General features: G+C 60.2%; 17 protein-coding genes. 1 reads left to right on the top strand and 16 read right to left on the bottom strand.

Annotation, left to right across the window (positions count from 1 at the left end; all coding sequences use genetic code 11):
- Positions 1-4: 4 nt before the first annotated feature.
- Positions 5-2,134: a flagellar biosynthesis protein FlhA gene (gene flhA, locus VC35_RS03125; RefSeq protein WP_046037694.1), complete on the bottom strand. Its 2,130-nt coding sequence runs from the start codon at positions 2,132-2,134 to the stop codon at positions 5-7.
- A gap of 269 nt (positions 2,135-2,403) precedes the next feature.
- On the opposite strand from flhA, the gene VC35_RS28560 reads away from it, so the two are divergent.
- Positions 2,404-3,510, top strand: a complete 1,107-nt coding sequence (locus VC35_RS28560; protein ID WP_080925243.1) for an RHS repeat-associated core domain-containing protein — start codon at positions 2,404-2,406, stop codon at positions 3,508-3,510.
- Between the two features lie 34 nt (positions 3,511-3,544).
- On the opposite strand, the gene flhB is transcribed toward VC35_RS28560, so the two are convergent.
- The 15 genes from flhB to fliH all read right to left on the bottom strand — a co-directional run bounded on the left by flhB (position 3,545) and on the right by fliH (position 15,690).
- Positions 3,545-4,684, bottom strand: coding sequence for a flagellar biosynthesis protein FlhB (gene flhB / locus VC35_RS03135; protein ID WP_046037696.1), 1,140 nt, complete (start codon positions 4,682-4,684; stop codon positions 3,545-3,547).
- Positions 4,685-4,687: 3 nt separating this feature from the next.
- Positions 4,688-5,470, bottom strand: coding sequence for a flagellar biosynthetic protein FliR (gene fliR / locus VC35_RS03140; RefSeq protein ID WP_046037697.1), 783 nt, complete (start codon positions 5,468-5,470; stop codon positions 4,688-4,690).
- Positions 5,471-5,473: 3 nt separating this feature from the next.
- Positions 5,474-5,743 (bottom strand): flagellar biosynthesis protein FliQ, encoded by a 270-nt coding sequence (fliQ, locus tag VC35_RS03145; RefSeq protein ID WP_007948918.1) that lies wholly within the window; start codon positions 5,741-5,743, stop codon positions 5,474-5,476.
- Entirely contained in the window at positions 5,740-6,498 is a 759-nt protein-coding gene (fliP, locus tag VC35_RS03150) for a flagellar type III secretion system pore protein FliP (RefSeq protein ID WP_046037698.1), read from the bottom strand. The genes fliQ and fliP overlap by 4 nt, the downstream gene beginning before the upstream one ends.
- Positions 6,498-6,941 (bottom strand): flagellar biosynthetic protein FliO, encoded by a 444-nt coding sequence (gene fliO, locus VC35_RS03155; protein WP_046037699.1) that lies wholly within the window; start codon positions 6,939-6,941, stop codon positions 6,498-6,500. Before fliO ends, fliP begins: the two co-directional genes overlap by 1 nt.
- Positions 6,942-7,388 (bottom strand): flagellar motor switch protein FliN, encoded by a 447-nt coding sequence (gene fliN / locus VC35_RS03160; RefSeq protein WP_046037700.1) that lies wholly within the window; start codon positions 7,386-7,388, stop codon positions 6,942-6,944.
- A 66-nt stretch (positions 7,389-7,454) separates the two neighbouring features.
- On the bottom strand, positions 7,455-8,423 hold the full coding sequence (gene fliM, locus VC35_RS03165; RefSeq protein WP_046037701.1) for a flagellar motor switch protein FliM: 969 nt from the start codon (positions 8,421-8,423) through the stop codon (positions 7,455-7,457).
- A gap of 9 nt (positions 8,424-8,432) precedes the next feature.
- On the bottom strand, positions 8,433-8,939 hold the full coding sequence (fliL, locus tag VC35_RS03170) for a flagellar basal body-associated protein FliL (protein ID WP_046037702.1): 507 nt from the start codon (positions 8,937-8,939) through the stop codon (positions 8,433-8,435).
- A gap of 175 nt (positions 8,940-9,114) precedes the next feature.
- Positions 9,115-10,479, bottom strand: a complete 1,365-nt coding sequence (locus tag VC35_RS03175; RefSeq protein WP_046037703.1) for a flagellar hook-length control protein FliK — start codon at positions 10,477-10,479, stop codon at positions 9,115-9,117.
- Positions 10,480-10,579: 100 nt separating this feature from the next.
- On the bottom strand, positions 10,580-10,930 hold the full coding sequence (locus VC35_RS03180; RefSeq protein ID WP_046037704.1) for an Hpt domain-containing protein: 351 nt from the start codon (positions 10,928-10,930) through the stop codon (positions 10,580-10,582).
- A 30-nt stretch (positions 10,931-10,960) separates the two neighbouring features.
- Complete coding sequence (locus tag VC35_RS03185; RefSeq protein ID WP_046037705.1) at positions 10,961-12,667, bottom strand: ATP-binding SpoIIE family protein phosphatase; 1,707 nt, start codon at positions 12,665-12,667, stop codon at positions 10,961-10,963.
- 5 nt (positions 12,668-12,672) lie between these two features.
- Positions 12,673-12,972, bottom strand: coding sequence for an STAS domain-containing protein (locus tag VC35_RS03190; RefSeq protein ID WP_046037706.1), 300 nt, complete (start codon positions 12,970-12,972; stop codon positions 12,673-12,675).
- Positions 12,973-13,088: 116 nt separating this feature from the next.
- Positions 13,089-13,538 (bottom strand): flagellar export protein FliJ, encoded by a 450-nt coding sequence (gene fliJ, locus VC35_RS03195; protein ID WP_046037707.1) that lies wholly within the window; start codon positions 13,536-13,538, stop codon positions 13,089-13,091.
- A gap of 6 nt (positions 13,539-13,544) precedes the next feature.
- Positions 13,545-14,903 carry a flagellar protein export ATPase FliI gene (fliI, locus tag VC35_RS03200; protein WP_046037767.1) on the bottom strand — a complete coding sequence of 453 codons (1,359 nt, stop codon included), beginning with the start codon at positions 14,901-14,903 and terminating at the stop codon, positions 13,545-13,547.
- Positions 14,893-15,690, bottom strand: coding sequence for a flagellar assembly protein FliH (gene fliH / locus VC35_RS03205; protein WP_046037708.1), 798 nt, complete (start codon positions 15,688-15,690; stop codon positions 14,893-14,895). The genes fliI and fliH overlap by 11 nt, the downstream gene beginning before the upstream one ends.
- Positions 15,691-15,694 lie beyond the last annotated feature (4 nt).

Below are 15,694 nucleotides of genomic sequence, written 5' to 3' on the forward strand. Positions count from 1 at the left end.
TACCTCAGCCGTTGGGCCCTACTGTCGCAACGATGGTCACTTGCTTGTTGTCAGGGATTTCCTGGTAAGCCAACACATGCAAACCCGGGACTGCGAGCCGGCCAAATCGCGAGAGCATCGCGCGAACCGGACCGGCCACCAGCAGAATCACCGGCTGACCTTGCATCTCCTGACGCTGCGCCGCGTCGATCAACGAACGTTGCAGCTTCTCAGCCATGCTTGGCTCCAGCAGAACGCCCTCTTCCGAGCCTTGTCCTGCCTTTTGCAGACTATTGAGCAATATCTGTTCCAACCTTGGCTCCAGCGTGATAACTGGCAGCTCCGACTCAGTACCTACAATGCTTTGGACGATTGCACGGGATACGCCAACCCGCACGGCAGCCACCAGCGCGGCGGTATCTTGACTCTTGGCGGCATTGTTGGCGATCGCCTCGGCAATGCTGCGGATGTCGCGCACAGGCACTTGTTCGGCCAGCAGCGCTTGCAGCACCTTGAGCAGCTGCGACAGCGAAACCACGCCCGGCACCAGCTCCTCGGCCAGTTTCGGCGAGCTTTTGGCCAGCAATTGCATGAGTTGCTGCACTTCTTCGTGACCGATCAGTTCACTGGAATGCTTGTAGAGTATCTGGTTCAAGTGGGTAGCCACTACTGTACTGGCATCGACCACCGTATAACCGAGGGATTGCGCCTGGGCGCGCTGGCTGATTTCGATCCAGACCGCCTCCAGGCCGAAAGCCGGATCTTTGGCGGTAATGCCGTTGAGCGTGCCGTAGACCTGCCCCGGGTTGATCGCCAGCTCGCGATCCGGGTAGATCTCCGCCTCGGCCAGGATCACCCCCATGAGGGTCAAACGATAGGCGCTCGGCGCCAGGTCGAGGTTGTCGCGGATATGCACCGTGGGCATCAGGAAGCCCAGATCCTGGGACAGCTTCTTGCGCACACCCTTGATCCGCGCCAGCAACTGGCCGCCCTGGTTGCGGTCCACCAACGGAATCAGGCGATAACCCACTTCCAGGCCGATCATGTCGATCGGCGTCACGTCATCCCAGCCAAGTTCCTTGGTTTCCTGGGCGCGGGCCGGCGACGGCAACAGTTCCTGCTGGCGCTTGACCTCTTGCAGGGCCTGCACCTTGACGACGTTCTGCTTTTTCCAGAACAGGTAAGCACCACCGGCTGCCAGGGCCGCCATGCTCAGGAACGAGAAGTGCGGCATGCCGGGCACCAGGCCCATGACCGCCATCAAGCCCGCCGCTACCGCCAGCGCCTTGGGCGAGGCGAACATCTGGCGATTGATTTGCTTGCCCATGTCTTCCGAACCGGACGCACGGGTCACCATGATCGCCGCTGCTGTCGATAACAACAGTGATGGCAATTGCGCCACCAAACCGTCACCGATGGTCAACAGCGCATACACCTTGCCGGCGTCGCCGAAGGTCATGCCGTGCTGGAAGATACCGACCGCCATGCCGCCGATCAGGTTGATGAACAGGATCAACAGGCCGGCGATGGCGTCGCCACGAACGAATTTGCTGGCACCGTCCATGGAGCCGTAGAACTCGGCTTCCTGGGCCACTTCCATCCGGCGCAGCTTGGCCTGGTTCTGATCGATGAGGCCGGCGTTGAGATCGGCGTCGATCGCCATTTGCTTGCCGGGCATCGCATCGAGGGTAAAACGCGCACTCACCTCGGAAATCCGCCCCGCACCCTTGGTCACCACGACGAAGTTGATGATCATCAAGATCGCGAAGACCACGATACCGACCACGTAGTTACCGCCGATCACCACTTCGCCAAAGGCCTGGATCACCTTGCCGGCGGCGGCATGACCGTCCTGACCGTGGAGCATCACCACCCGGGTGGAGGCCACGTTCAACGCCAAGCGCAACAGCGTCGCCACCAGCAGAATGGTCGGGAACACCGCAAAATCCAGTGGCCGCAAGGCGTAGACGCACACCAGCAGCACGACGATGGACAGCGCGATGTTGAAGGTGAAGAACACGTCAAGCAGGAACGGCGGCACCGGCAACATCATCATCGCCAGCATGACCAGCAGCAACAGCGGCACGCCCAGATTGCCTCGACTGAGATCGGCAACGTTTGTGCGGGCACTGTTGATTAACTGAGAGCGATCCACCGGTTTTCCCCGTTCCTTTAAAGCAAACTTTTGACGCCTGAAGCAGGCGCAGGGCGGCTACTGCAAGAAGCTTTCCAACTTTTGCCGAGAAAGGAATTGAGCGTATGGCGCAGGCATCTGCGACTGACACGGATCCCACAGGTTTTGCAGTGTTTATGGCTAGCCATAAGTCGCACGGATTACCGAACCTATCAGTTCTGCTAGTACCCACCTGAGACTGATCGACCGACACTCAATCGCCCTCCCTTTGAGAATCTGGAGCGACCTTCATGGAATCCACACAACCCATCCTGCGTTGCCGCTACAGGTACGACCCTCTGGATCGCCTGATCAGCCAGCTTCAACCGGATGCACCCGCTCACCAGCGTTTTTACTGCAAAAGCCGCTTGGCCACCGAAATACAGGGGGCGATCGGATTCAGTGTCTTTCAAAATAACGACCTCCTGCTGGCGCAACAAAAGAGCCAGGGCGGTGCCGTTGAAAGCACGTTGCTGGCGACTGACCTGCAACGCTCGGTGCTGCAAACCCTCACAGCCGATCAACAGCAACACCCCATCGCCTACTCGCCTTACGGCCATCGCCAGGCCGAAAGCGGATTGACGAGTCTTATGGGCTTTAACGGCGAACGGCCGGATACGGTGACTGGACATTATTTATTGGGGAATGGGTATCGGGCGTTTAATCCGGCATTGATGCGATTTAACTGCCCTGACAATTGGAGCCCATTCGGGGAAGGAGGAATCAACTCGTATACATATTGCTTGGGAGATCCGATTAATCGACACGATGCTAATGGACACGCTGCTAAAGGACACGCTGTTATTCAATGGGTGACAAATCTTATAACTCGCGCAAGACGCGCATCAGCAACAGTGGCAAAAAAAACAGGAATGATAACACTGACTCCCGACAACCCCATTGCACCCAATAGAGTTCTCTTGAGGCCTGGAACAACACCAGAACAAGCTGTAAAAGCCCGAGCAGATCTCAATCAGATAAATGAAATGTTAAAGCGTGAAAATTATTTAGACCAGATCTACCTTAACGACTTGCACACAGAAAGAACCAGACTTCCCAGCGAAAACCTCTATACAACACCCGATGCCATTTCCAATCTATTTGACCAAAGCAATTTACTTGAATATATAAAAAACGGTCAATACTCACCTCTTGAAAATGCAAGCCACTCCTTTTCCGCGCAAAGCCTGGAGGACGTAGCATCAAACACAATCAATCCAAAAATACCATCCATCTTGCGCCCCAAGAGCCAAACAGCCCTTATGTATACTAAAAGACTTTTATCTGCCAAACATCCAAATAGGGTTGAGCTAAGAGCCAAGGCAAAACAGATCAGGACAACTTATTTCATATTGTAGTAAACAACGTTGCCACTGAATCTCAATAAGACCGCTATAAATCCCGCCGCAAATCCGGCGGAATCGGCAAATCATCCTTGAGCGGATCAGGCCGTTTGCCCTTGCCCGCCCGGTACTGTCGAATCTGATAAACGTAAGCCAACACCTGCGCAACCGCCAGATACAGCCCCCCCGGAATCTCCTGCTCAAGCTCGGTGGAGTAGTAAATCGATCGCGCCAACGCCGGAGACTCGAGCAGAAGGATCTCGTTGGCCGCCGCGATCTCGCGGATCTTCAGGGCCAGGAAGTCGCTACCCTTGGCCAGCAATACCGGCGCATTACCCTTTTCCGGGTCGTACTTGAGGGCCACGGCGTAGTGGGTCGGGTTGGTGATGACCACGTCGGCCTCGGGAATGGCGGCCATCATCCGTCGCTGGGACATTTCGCGTTGCAGCTGTCGAATCCGCTGCTTGACCTCCGGCCGCCCCTCCTGGTCCTTGTGCTCGTCGCGCACCTCCTGCTTGGTCATCAGCAGTTTCTTGTGGCTTTCCCAGAGCTGCACCGGCACGTCCACCATCGCGATCAGGATCAGCCCGCACGCCATCCACAAGGTGCTCCAGCCCACGACTTGCAGGCTGTGAATGATCGCCATGTCCACGGGTTCATGGGCGATGCGCAGCAGGTCATCGATGTCCGACGACAGTACCGCCAGCGCCACGAACAGGATGATGATGAACTTGGCCAGGGCCTTGAGCAATTCGACCAGCGACTTGGTCGAGAACATGCGCTTGAGGCCGGGACCGGGGTTCAAGCGGCTGAATTTGGGCGCCATGGAGCCCGCCGCAAACAGCCAGCCACCCAGGGAAATCGGACCGATGATGGCGGCCAGCACCAGCGCAATCATCACTGGCTGGATCGACCACAGGGCAATTTGCCCCGAGCGCATCAGGTAGGTGGCCATGGAGCGTTGATCCAGGATCACTTCCCGCGGCAGCGAGAAGTTGATGCGCATCAGTTCCATCATGTCCTGCGCCATGGCGCCGCCAAAAATCAGCAGCGCCGAGGCACCTACCAGCATGATCGCCAGGGTGTTGAGTTCCTTGGAACGTGCGATCTCACCCTTTTCACGGGAGTCCCGCTTGCGCTTCTCCGTGGGGTCTTCTGTTTTGTCCTGACCGCTTTCGCTCTCGGCCATGACTCAGCTCGCCCGTGCCAGTTCGCGTAACAACTGCAAGGCCTCGGTGGCCAGCGGTTGATACTGGTTGAGAATGTCCGCCAGCCCGACCCAGATAATGAACAGCCCAAGCACCAGGGTCAGCGGGAAGCCGATAGAGAAAATATTGAGTTGCGGTGCCGCCCGGGTCATGACGCCAAACGCGATGTTGACCACCAGCAACGCGGTGATCGCCGGCAGCACCAGCAACAGCGCCGAACCGAGCACCCAGCCGAGCTTGCCGGCCAGCTCCCAGTAGTGATTGACCATCAGCCCCCCACCCACCGGCAACGTGGTGAAACTCTCGGTGAGGACCTCGAACACCACCAGATGACCGTTCATGGACAGGAACAGCAGCGTCACCAGCATGGTGAAAAACTGCCCGATCACCGCCGTCGATACACCGTTGGTCGGGTCGACCATGGAGGCGAAGCCCATGCCCATCTGGATGGCGACGATTTGCCCGGCGACCACAAAGGCCTGGAAGAACAGCTGCAAGGAAAACCCCATCACCGCACCGATGAGAATCTGCTCGGCAATCAGCAACAGCCCGCTCAAATCCAGGGCATTGACCGGCGGCATGGGCGGCAGGCCCGGCGCGATGACCACGGTAATGGCCAACGCGAAATACAGGCGGATGCGCCTGGGCAGCAGGGTCGTGCCGAACACCGGCATGACCATCAGCAAGGCGCCGACGCGAAACAGCGGCAACATGAACGTCGCCACCCAGGTGCTGATCTGGGTATCGGTCAGCGCTAGCAGCGACATGGTTTAGCCGATGACCTGAGGAATGCTGCCGTACAACTGCAGGATGTATTCCATGAAGGTCTGCACCAGCCACGGGCCGGCCACGATCAGGGTCACCAGCATCACCAGCAGGCGCGGCAGGAAGCTCAGGGTCTGTTCGTTGATCTGGGTGGCGGCCTGGAACATCGCCACCAGCAGGCCGACCAGCAGACTCGGAATCACCAGCACCGCCACCATCATGGTGGTCAGCCACAGCGCTTCGCGGAAGATATCGACCGCAACTTCCGGGGTCATGGCGAGACACCGCCGAAGCTGCTGGCCAGCGTGCCGATGATCAGCGCCCAGCCATCGACCAGCACGAACAACATGATCTTGAACGGCAGGGAAATGATCAGCGGCGAGAGCATCATCATACCCATGGCCATCAACACACTGGCCACGACCAGGTCGATGATCAGGAACGGAATGAAGATCATGAAGCCGATCTGGAACGCCGTTTTCAGCTCGGAGGTCACGAAGGCCGGCACCAGGATGGTCAACGGCGCCTGATCCGGCGTCGCGATGTCAGTGCGCTTGGACAGGCGCACGAACAACTCCAGATCGCTGGTGCGGGTCTGGGCGAGCATGAAGTTCTTGATCGGCACCTGGGCCTTGGCAACCGCGTCCTGAGCCGTCAGTTTTTCCGCCAGGTACGGCTGCAAGGCGTCCTGGTTCACCCGGTCGAACACCGGCGCCATGATGAACAGGGTCAGGAACAGCGCCATGCCGGTGAGGATCTGGTTCGACGGTGTCTGCTGCAGGCCCAGGGCCTGGCGCAGGATCGAGAAGACAATGATGATCCGAGTGAAACTGGTCATCAGCATGACAAACGCCGGGATAAAGCTCAGCGCGGTCATGATCAGCAGGATTTGCAGGCTGACCGAATATTCCTGCGCACCCTGCGCATTGGTGCCCAGGGTGATGGCCGGGATCGACAGCGGATCGGCGGCGAATGCCAGCGGCGCGACCAGCATCAGGGTCAGCGTCAAGACGATGCGTAGCGCACCCATTACTTCTTATCCTTCTGATCTTTACCCAGCATCTCCAACAGGCGCTGGGCAAATTCCGGCGTTGGCTTCTCGGTACTCGGCACTTGCACCGGCTCCTTGAGGACGTGCAGTGCAGAGATGTTGCCGGGGCTCAGGCCCAACAGAATCTGCTCGTTGCCGACCTGCACCAGCATCAGGCGGTCGCGAGGCCCCAGCGCGCGGGAGCCGACAATCTCGATCACCTGCCCCTTGCCGGCCGGACCGGCCTGCTGGACGCGACGCAGCAACCAGGCGAGGAAGAAGATCAACCCCAGCACCAGCAGCAGGCCGAACACCAACTGCGTCAACTGGCCAGCCACACCGCTGCTCACCGCCGGTGCAGCAGCCGTAGCCGCCGTTGCAACCGGTTCGGCCGCCAGCACGGTGAACGGCATCGCCAATACAAACCCGAGAACCTTTTTCACTCAGCGCAGCTTCTTGATGCGTTCACTTGGGCTGATCACGTCCGTCAGGCGGATGCCGAACTTCTCGTTGACCACCACCACTTCGCCGTGGGCGATGAGTGTGCCATTGACCAGCACGTCCAGCGGCTCGCCGGCCAGGCGATCGAGTTCGATCACCGACCCCTGGTTCAGTTGCAGCAGGTTGCGAATGTTGATGTCGGTGCTGCCCACTTCCATGGAAATCGACACCGGGATATCGAGGATCACGTCCAGGTTCGGGCCTTCGAGGCTGACCGGATCGTTGTTTTTCGGCACGCTGCCGAACTCTTCCATTGGCAGGCGGTTGGACGCGGAACTGGCGGAGTCGGCGGCCAGCAAGGCGTCGATATCCGCCTGCCCGGCATCACCGGTTTCTTCCAGGGCTGCTGCCCACTCATCGGCCAGAGCCTGGTCGTCTTGGGTGTTCATATTGTCGGTGTCCTCGGCGAGCAAAAATTCAGAATTCGGTTAATCGCGAATGGGTACGAGCGCCAGTCAACGGCGCTCGATCGGCTCGATCACTTGCAACGCCAGGTTGCCCTTGTGCGAGCCCATCTTGACCTTGAAGGCCGGCACGCCGTTGGCGCGCATGATCATTTCTTCCGGCATGTCGACCGGGATCACATCCCCCGGCTGCATGTGCAGGATGTCGCGCAGGCGCAACTGACGACGAGCCACCGTCGCCCCGATCGGCACGTCGACGTCCAGCACGTCCTGGCGCAGGGCGTTGACCCAGCGTTCGTCCTGGTCGTCGAGGTCCGACTGGAAGCCGGCGTCGAGCATTTCGCGCACCGGCTCGATCATCGAGTACGGCATGGTCACGTGCAGGTCGCCACCACCGCCATCGAGTTCGATGTGGAAGGTCGACACCACAATGGCTTCGCTCGGACCGACGATGTTGGCCATGGCCGGGTTCACTTCCGAGTTGATGTACTCGAAGTTGACTTCCATGATCGCCTGCCAGGCTTCCTTCAGATCGACGAACGCCTGCTCCAGCACCATGCGCACCACACGCAGTTCGGTCGGCGTGAATTCACGCCCTTCGATCTTGGCGTGGCGGCCGTCGCCGCCGAAGAAGTTGTCCACCAGCTTGAACACCAGTTTGGCGTCGAGGATGAACAGCGCGGTGCCGCGCAGGGGTTTGATCTTGACCAGGTTGAGACTGGTCGGCACGTACAGCGAGTGCACGTATTCGCCGAACTTCATCACCTGCACGCCGCCGACCGCCACGTCCGCCGAGCGCCGCAGCATGTTGAACATGCTGATGCGGGTATAGCGGGCGAAACGCTCGTTGATCATTTCCAGGGTCGGCATGCGTCCACGGACGATGCGATCCTGGCTGGTCAGGTCGTAGCTTTTGACGGTGCCGGGTTCGGCAGCGTTATCGGTCTGTACCAGTCCATCGTCCACGCCATGCAACAGCGCGTCGATCTCATCCTGGGACAGCAGGTCCTGCACGGCCATGTCGTGTTCCTACTGCAGTACGAAATTAGTGAAAAGCAACTGTTCGATCACCACTTTGCCGAGCTCTTTCTGCGCCACTTCCTGGACGCTGGCGGTAGCTTTCTGCCGCAGCATTTCCTGGCCGACCGGCGAGGCGAGGGTCGCGAAGTCCTGCCCGGAGAACAGCATCACCAGGTTATTGCGGATCACTGGCATGTGGACCTTGAGCGCCTCCAGATCCGCCTGGTTGCGCGCGAGCATGGTGATGCTCACTTGCATGTAGCGCTGGCGGCCGTTCTGGTTGAAATTGGCCACGAAAGCCGGTGCCATCGCCTCGAAAATCGCTGGCTGCTTGCCGACAGGAGCGGTTTGCGCCTCGACCGCGGCAGGCTTGCTCTGAGCGCTGTGCATGAAGTACCAGGTCGCCCCCACGGACACACCGACCGCCAGCAGCAGGGCCACCACGATCACGATGATCAGCTTGAGTTTGCCTTTGGTTGCGGGGTCTTTTACTACTGCTGCGTCGCTCTTCGCCATGCCAATAATCCGTCACTATTCGGGTTTTCACAGTCGCACGGCAAGGCAAGAGCAAGTGTTATGCCATGTAGGAGCGAGCCTGCTCGCGATGGCGGCGTGACAGGCAACAAAGATGTTGAATGTTGTGCCGCCTTCGCGAGCAGGCTCGCTCCCACAGGGTTGGGCGTTGTGTTGATCAGGCGTAGTAGTCGACAGCGCTGGAGCCGATCACGCTGGTGGTGTTGGCCGCTACTTCAGCGACGCTCGAGGTGATGTCGTCATCCATCGAGTCGAGGCGACCACCGCCGGCACTGGTCCGTCCGGTCTGGCTTTGCCGGGCTTGTTCCTGCCCTTGCTGCGAACCACGGGACTGGTCCGAAACATTGACATCGACCTGCCCCATGCCCTGTTGCGCGAACATGTCGCGCAAGCGATGGACCTGGCCATCCAGCGCCTCACGGACGCTCGGATGCGCACTCATGAACGTGACCTGGGTCTGTTGATCGGGAACCATGTTCACCCGAATGTCCAGACGCCCGAGTTCAGCGGGCTGCAACTGGATGTCCGCCGCCTTGAGATTGGCGCTGGACAGGTACATGACCCGGTTCACCACCTCTTCGGTCCAACCGCTCTGATGCATGGCGATTGGCTGGTTCACCGGCAAGGCATTGGCTGTCTTCGGTGTGGCCGCCTGGGTCAACGCTGCCAGACGGTTGGCGAAATCATCGACACGGGTGTCGCTGCTGGCGGACTTGAGATCCTTCAGGCCGTCATCGATCAAGCCGCTGAAAGCCTTGTCGTCACCTTGGCTGGTGCTGCTCTTGTCACCCTGAACATCCAGCAGGGTCGCCATGCCGGCGGCAAAGTTTTGCGCCGACGTCAGCTCTCCGTCAGCCGGGGCTTGTGCCTGTGTCGGTGCAGCCTTGGGCTGTGCCTGGCTGGAAGCCGATACGTGACCGCCCTGCTCCATCGCCAGGCGCACCGCCGGTAAAGCGTCGAGCGGATCGGTCGAGGGATCGAAATCACCGTCGGCAGTGGCCGGCGCTGGAGCGATTGCAGCGGTAGCCGTAGCCGTAGCCGTAGCCGCGTCGGAAACCGGCATTTCAACCACAGGTTGCACGGTGTCGACCACGGCGGGGGCTACCGGTGCCGGCACGACGGGCTGCAATGAAGGATCAAGCGCCGGATCCAGCAGTGCGGCATCAACGACCGGAGCCGGAACGGCATCTGACGCAACATCGCCGGCGGTCTTGTCGTCCGCCTGTACCGACTGGTCAGCAGGCAAGGATTTGCCGCCATCGGCAACCACCGGTTCCTCGGTTGCAGACTTGTCGTCGCCAGCGTCTTTTTTTCCGGCGACATCGCTGGTTGTGTCACGACCCGGCTTGACCGAGGCATCCGCCAACACATTGGGCTTGTTCTGGGCCTGGCTGGCATAGACATGAGCGAAGCTTGCGGCCGTGCCCCCGGGCTCAACGGTCTGCGCCGCAGGATTGGCGGAGCCGGCTTGAGTCTTGGCCTGTCTGGAGGCCTGAAGCAGAATATCGGGGGTAACGGGCATGAAACGGTCTCCGCTGCACGGGGCTCGTAAGTACAGTTGGATGAGTTGACTGCAAAGGTCGGGCCAGTTTCACTCGAAGAAGGCCAAATGCAGCGTGCGCTCAGATTTTCGCCGGGCAACGCTGTCGTTCAGCTTCGTACAGCGGCCGGATACCGGCGAATTCGCGGTCGATTTCGCCGACCAGTTCCTGAACGGCGGCGCTTGGCAAACTTCTGGCCTGCTGCTCAAGCTGGTGGCAGAGCTCGGTCAGCCTGACGGCGCCCATATTGCTGCTGCTGCCCTTGAAGCTATGGGCGACTTCAACCAGCAGTGCGGTACTGTCAGCCGTTCTCAAGACTTTCAGGCGCTCTTCGGAGTCCGCAAGAAAGATATCCAGCAGATCCGGATAGCCCTCTTCCATCACTTCCTGCAATGCACTCAGCACGTCGCGATCCACATGTGTGTCGTCCACTTGCTCACTCCTTGATCAAGAATGCGCGGATTATGCCAGAGCCTCCCAGATAAACTCCACGCGTGCACTTCGACCATTGTCGCTCCAGCGGGCATTACGCCCCAACTGGCGGATCAGACTGACCCCACGTCCCGACAGGCGGACGTCTTCCAATGGCCTTGCCATCACCCGCTCGACATCGAAACCCTTGCCGCTGTCTTCAATGTGAATGGCCAGGCAACCGCCATCGTCCGTTGGCGTCACCTGCAAATGTAACCGTACATAGCCTTCCTGCAGCTCGTCGAGCCGGGTATTGCGCTCTTGATAATACCGCGCAAACCCCGAAGCATCGCGCTTGAGGCTCGAATCCAGCCCCAGCACGCCATGTTCCAGCGCATTGGAATAGAGCTCCGCCAGCACACTGTAGAGCGCACCGCTCTGAGCCCGAAGACCATGGACCTCAAGCAACAACTGCAACAGATAGGGCAACGGATTGAAGCGCTTGAGCGTGGCGGCGCGAAACTCGAAACTCACCGACCAGTCCAGCGGGCAGGACTGGCCGCTGTCGGAGTAGACCAACGCCGGCGGAGTAATCTGTGCCGTCTCCAGCAGGCTGATTTCCACCATGCTGACATCGTCGCGCGCTTCTCCGCCGAAATGACGCAGCGCCTGCTCGATCTCTTCGAACAGTGCATCCGGATGGCGATTGGCGGCAAACACCCACTGCAATCGCTGCACGCCAAACAACTGATCATTGGCGTCACAGGTATCGATCACGCCATCGGACAGGAGAAACACCCGATCCCCGAGGGCCATGGGATACACGTCGGTACGCTCATCGAAGGATTCCGGGCTCAGTACCCCCAATGGCAGGTGCCGCGCTGGCAGAGGCGTTCGCTCGCCACTGGCGATGCGATGCAGGTAACCGTCCGGCATGCCGCCGTTCCAGACTTCCACCGAACGGCGCTGAAAACTCAGGCACAGCAACGTGGCACAGCAGAACATGTCAACCGGCAGGATGCGCTTGAGCTTGGCATTCATCTCGCGCAGGGTTTCCGCCAGGCCGTAGCCCTTGGCGGTCATCCCGTAGAAGACTTCGGCAAGAGGCATGGCGCCCACCGCCGCCGGCAGACCGTGGCCGGTGAAGTCGCCCAGCAGCACGTGCATGTCTCCGGCCGGGGTGAACGCGGCCAGCAACAGGTCGCCGTTGAACAGCGCATAGGGCGATTGCAGATAACGGATATTCGGAGCGGCATTCAGGCAGCCGGAGTGTGCCACCTTGTCGAAAACGGCCTTGGCCACGCGCTGTTCGTTGAGCAGGTAGTCGTGGTGCCGGGCGATCTGGTCACGCTGTTGCAGCACGGTATCCTGCAAGCGCCGCAAGCGATCCATCGCCTTGATCTTGGCAGCGAGAATCACCTGGTTGTAGGGCTTTGCCAGAAAGTCGTCACCGCCGACTTCCAGGCAACGGGCCAGGGCTTCGCTTTCGGACAACGACGTGAGGAAGATGATCGGCACCAGGGTTTCCCCGGCCAGGGCCTTGATCTGCCGGGCCGCCTCGAAGCCGTCCATGACGGGCATCATCGCATCCATCAACACCAGGTGCGGTTGCTGCCGGCCAAACACGTCGACCGCTTCGGCACCGTTGGCCGCCGTCAGCACGTCGTGCCCCTGGCGGCGCAGTATGCTCGACAACAGCAGGCGATCGGCGGCGCTGTCCTCGGCAATCAGGATCGTCAGCGGCTCCAGTGGCTGCATGGCAATCAACTGATGTCGAACAGTTTGTCGAAGTTGGAGATGGCGAGAATTTTGCGCACGTCGGTACTGCTGTTGACGACGCGCACATCGGAATCGTCGCCACCTGCGTGATCGCGCAGCAAAAGCAACATGCCCAGGGCCGAGCTGTCGAGGTAAGTGGCCTCTTTCAGATCGACCACGACCGCCGATAGCTGTTTATCTTCGTAGGACTGACGAAATTCCTGATGCTTGGCGAAATCGAAACGACCCTTGACCGAGATCGTCAGCTTTTGCCCGTCCTGGGACACTTCTGAAACGACTGACATTTCATGGCTTCCTTGTCATTGAGGAACCTGCTTGTACAAGTTTTAGCATCGTGTAGAGGTTGGGGCAAGGTTGGAAATCATGGTGCCTGTCAAATCGACATCGCGCCCGTCCTGGTTCAATACGGATTCTCACGCGGCAAGCGCTGGGACAATTCATCCAGCAGCTTCTGTTCGCGCCGGTCTTCCAGAGCCCGCGCTTCATCGGCGTAGCGCTGAACCAGCTTGCGCAAGCCTTCGACCCGGGCAAACGCCTGCTGCCAGGTCTCCCGGGCCTTGTTCAGGTTGTTCTGATGCCAGGCCAGGCTTTGCCGCTGCTGGTCGATGGCCGTGCCCAGTTGCGCGAGAAAGCCCTGATAGCCCAGCAACCATTGGCCCGAGACACCGCCACTGCCGCGCACGATCCATTGTTCCTGATAGTCGAGACGGAAGGCTTCAAGGTCGGCGAGCTTGCTTTCAGCCAGGCGAACCTGCCCTTGAAAGTGCCCCAGGCGCTGGACTGCGGTTTTTTCGGCCTTTTCGGCCATTTCCACCACCGGCGCCAGCCGTCCCGCCCGACTCAGGGCCATGACCGCTTAACCGCCTGCCGCTGGCGCGAAGATCGAGGCCAGATACGCCTCGCTTTCGCCCAGGCTGATGCTGTCGTTGAGGCCCTGGCGCAGGTATTTGACCAATTGCGGTTGCAGGGAAATCGCCAGATCGGTCTCGCGATCTCCGCCGGCGACATAGGCGCCGACGCTGATCAGGTCGCGACTCTGCTGATAACGCGACCACAATTGCTTGAAGTACTGCGCGCGCACCATGTGCTCCGGCGACACCACCGCCGGCATCACCCGGCTGATGGACGCTTCGATATCGATGGCCGGGTAATGCCCCTCCTCGGCCAAGCGCCGGGACAGCACGATGTGCCCGTCGAGCACGCCCCGCGCCGAGTCGGCAATCGGGTCTTGCTGGTCGTCGCCTTCGGACAGCACGGTGTAGAACGCGGTGATCGAACCACCACCTTTCTCCGCGTTGCCGGCCCGCTCCACCAGCTTCGGCAGCTTGGCGAACACCGACGGCGGATAGCCCTTGGTCGCCGGCGGCTCACCGATGGCCAGGGCGATTTCCCGCTGGGCCTGGGCGAAACGGGTCAGTGAATCCATGAGCAACAGGACGTTCTTGCCCTTGTCGCGGAAATACTCGGCGATGCGCGTGCAATACATGGCCGCACGCAGACGCATCAGCGGTGCATCGTCCGCCGGGGACGCCACCACCACTGAACGCTTGAGCCCTTCTTCACCGAGGATGTGCTCGATGAATTCCTTGACTTCACGACCCCGCTCACCGATCAGCCCGACGACGATAATGTCGGCCTCGGTAAAGCGCGTCATCATGCCCAACAGCACGGATTTACCGACACCGGTACCGGCGAACAGGCCGAGTCGCTGGCCGCGACCGACCGTCAACATGCCGTTGATGCAACGGATGCCCACGTCCAGCGGCTCGCTGATCGGTTCGCGCTTAAGCGGGTTGATGGTCGGGCCGTCCATTGGAACCCAGTCTTCGGCCTTCATCCCGCCCTTGCCGTCCAGCGCACGACCGGCACCGTCGAGCACCCGTCCGAGCATGCTCATGCCCATGGGCAGGCGACCGGTGTCGGCCAAGGGCACCACTCGGGCACCGGGCGCGATGCCGGCGACGCTACCGACCGGCATCAGAAAGACCTTGCTGCCGGAGAAGCCCATCACTTCGGCTTCAACCTGTACCGGGTGATAGCTGTCGTCGTTGATGACCATGCAGCGACTGCCCATGGCGGCGCGCAGGCCTTCAGCTTCGAGGGTCAGGCCGACCATGCGCAGCAGGCGGCCCTCAAGGATCGGCGCGCCGGCCAATTCAGTCGCCTCGGCGTAACTGCCCAGGCGCTTGGCGAAGCTGGTGCGCTCAAGGCGCATCAGGTGCATCCGCTTCTGGCGCGGTCGCCGGCTTGCTGTCGATCGGCAATTCCAGGCTAAGGTCCGGCGCGGCCGGGTGCAAGGCCTGCTCGTGCAATTGATCGAACAGCTTGTCCATCACCCGCGCGACACGGGTTTCCACCGTGGCGTCGATGCGACTGTGCTCGGTCTCGACCCGGCAGCCGCCAGGCAACAACGACTCATCCTCGACGATGCGCCAGGTTTCCTCATGACGCTCGCGCAGGGCTTTGATTTGTGCGAAGTCCTGCGGATTGATGTACAGCCGCACATTGCCCACGCCCAACGGCAAGAGCTTGAGGGCCTCGCGCATGACGTGTTCGATCTGCGTCGAGTCGATGGCCAGTTCGCGCTGGATCACCTGTCTGGTGATGTGCTGCACGAGGTCGACCAGCGACTTTTCAATCTGGGTGTCCTGCTCAGCGATAGGCTCGAACAAGTTCGCCATCAACTGTTCCAGCCCGGCAACTTTCGGGGCCAGCGCCTGTTCGGCTTCCTGACGGACCTTGAGCGTGGTGCTGTGGAAGCCCTCCTTCTCACCCACCGCGAAGCCTTCGTTGTAGGCTTCCTGGCGAATGCTTTCGAGTTCTTCCAGGGTCAGTGGCTGGACTTCCTCCAGCGGCACCTCTTCCATTTCCGGCGGTTCGGGTTCAGGCGTTGGTTCAGGCTCAGGTTCCGGCGGGTCGAAGCTGGGCAGCGCCCAGGACTCGAAGCCACTGACATCCCTGGCCCGGATCAGGTCAGTGGGTGCATCATCATTCTTGACCATGGTG

Source organism: Pseudomonas fluorescens, from assembly GCF_000967965.1.
Lineage (GTDB): Bacteria > Pseudomonadota > Gammaproteobacteria > Pseudomonadales > Pseudomonadaceae > Aquipseudomonas > Aquipseudomonas grandcourensis.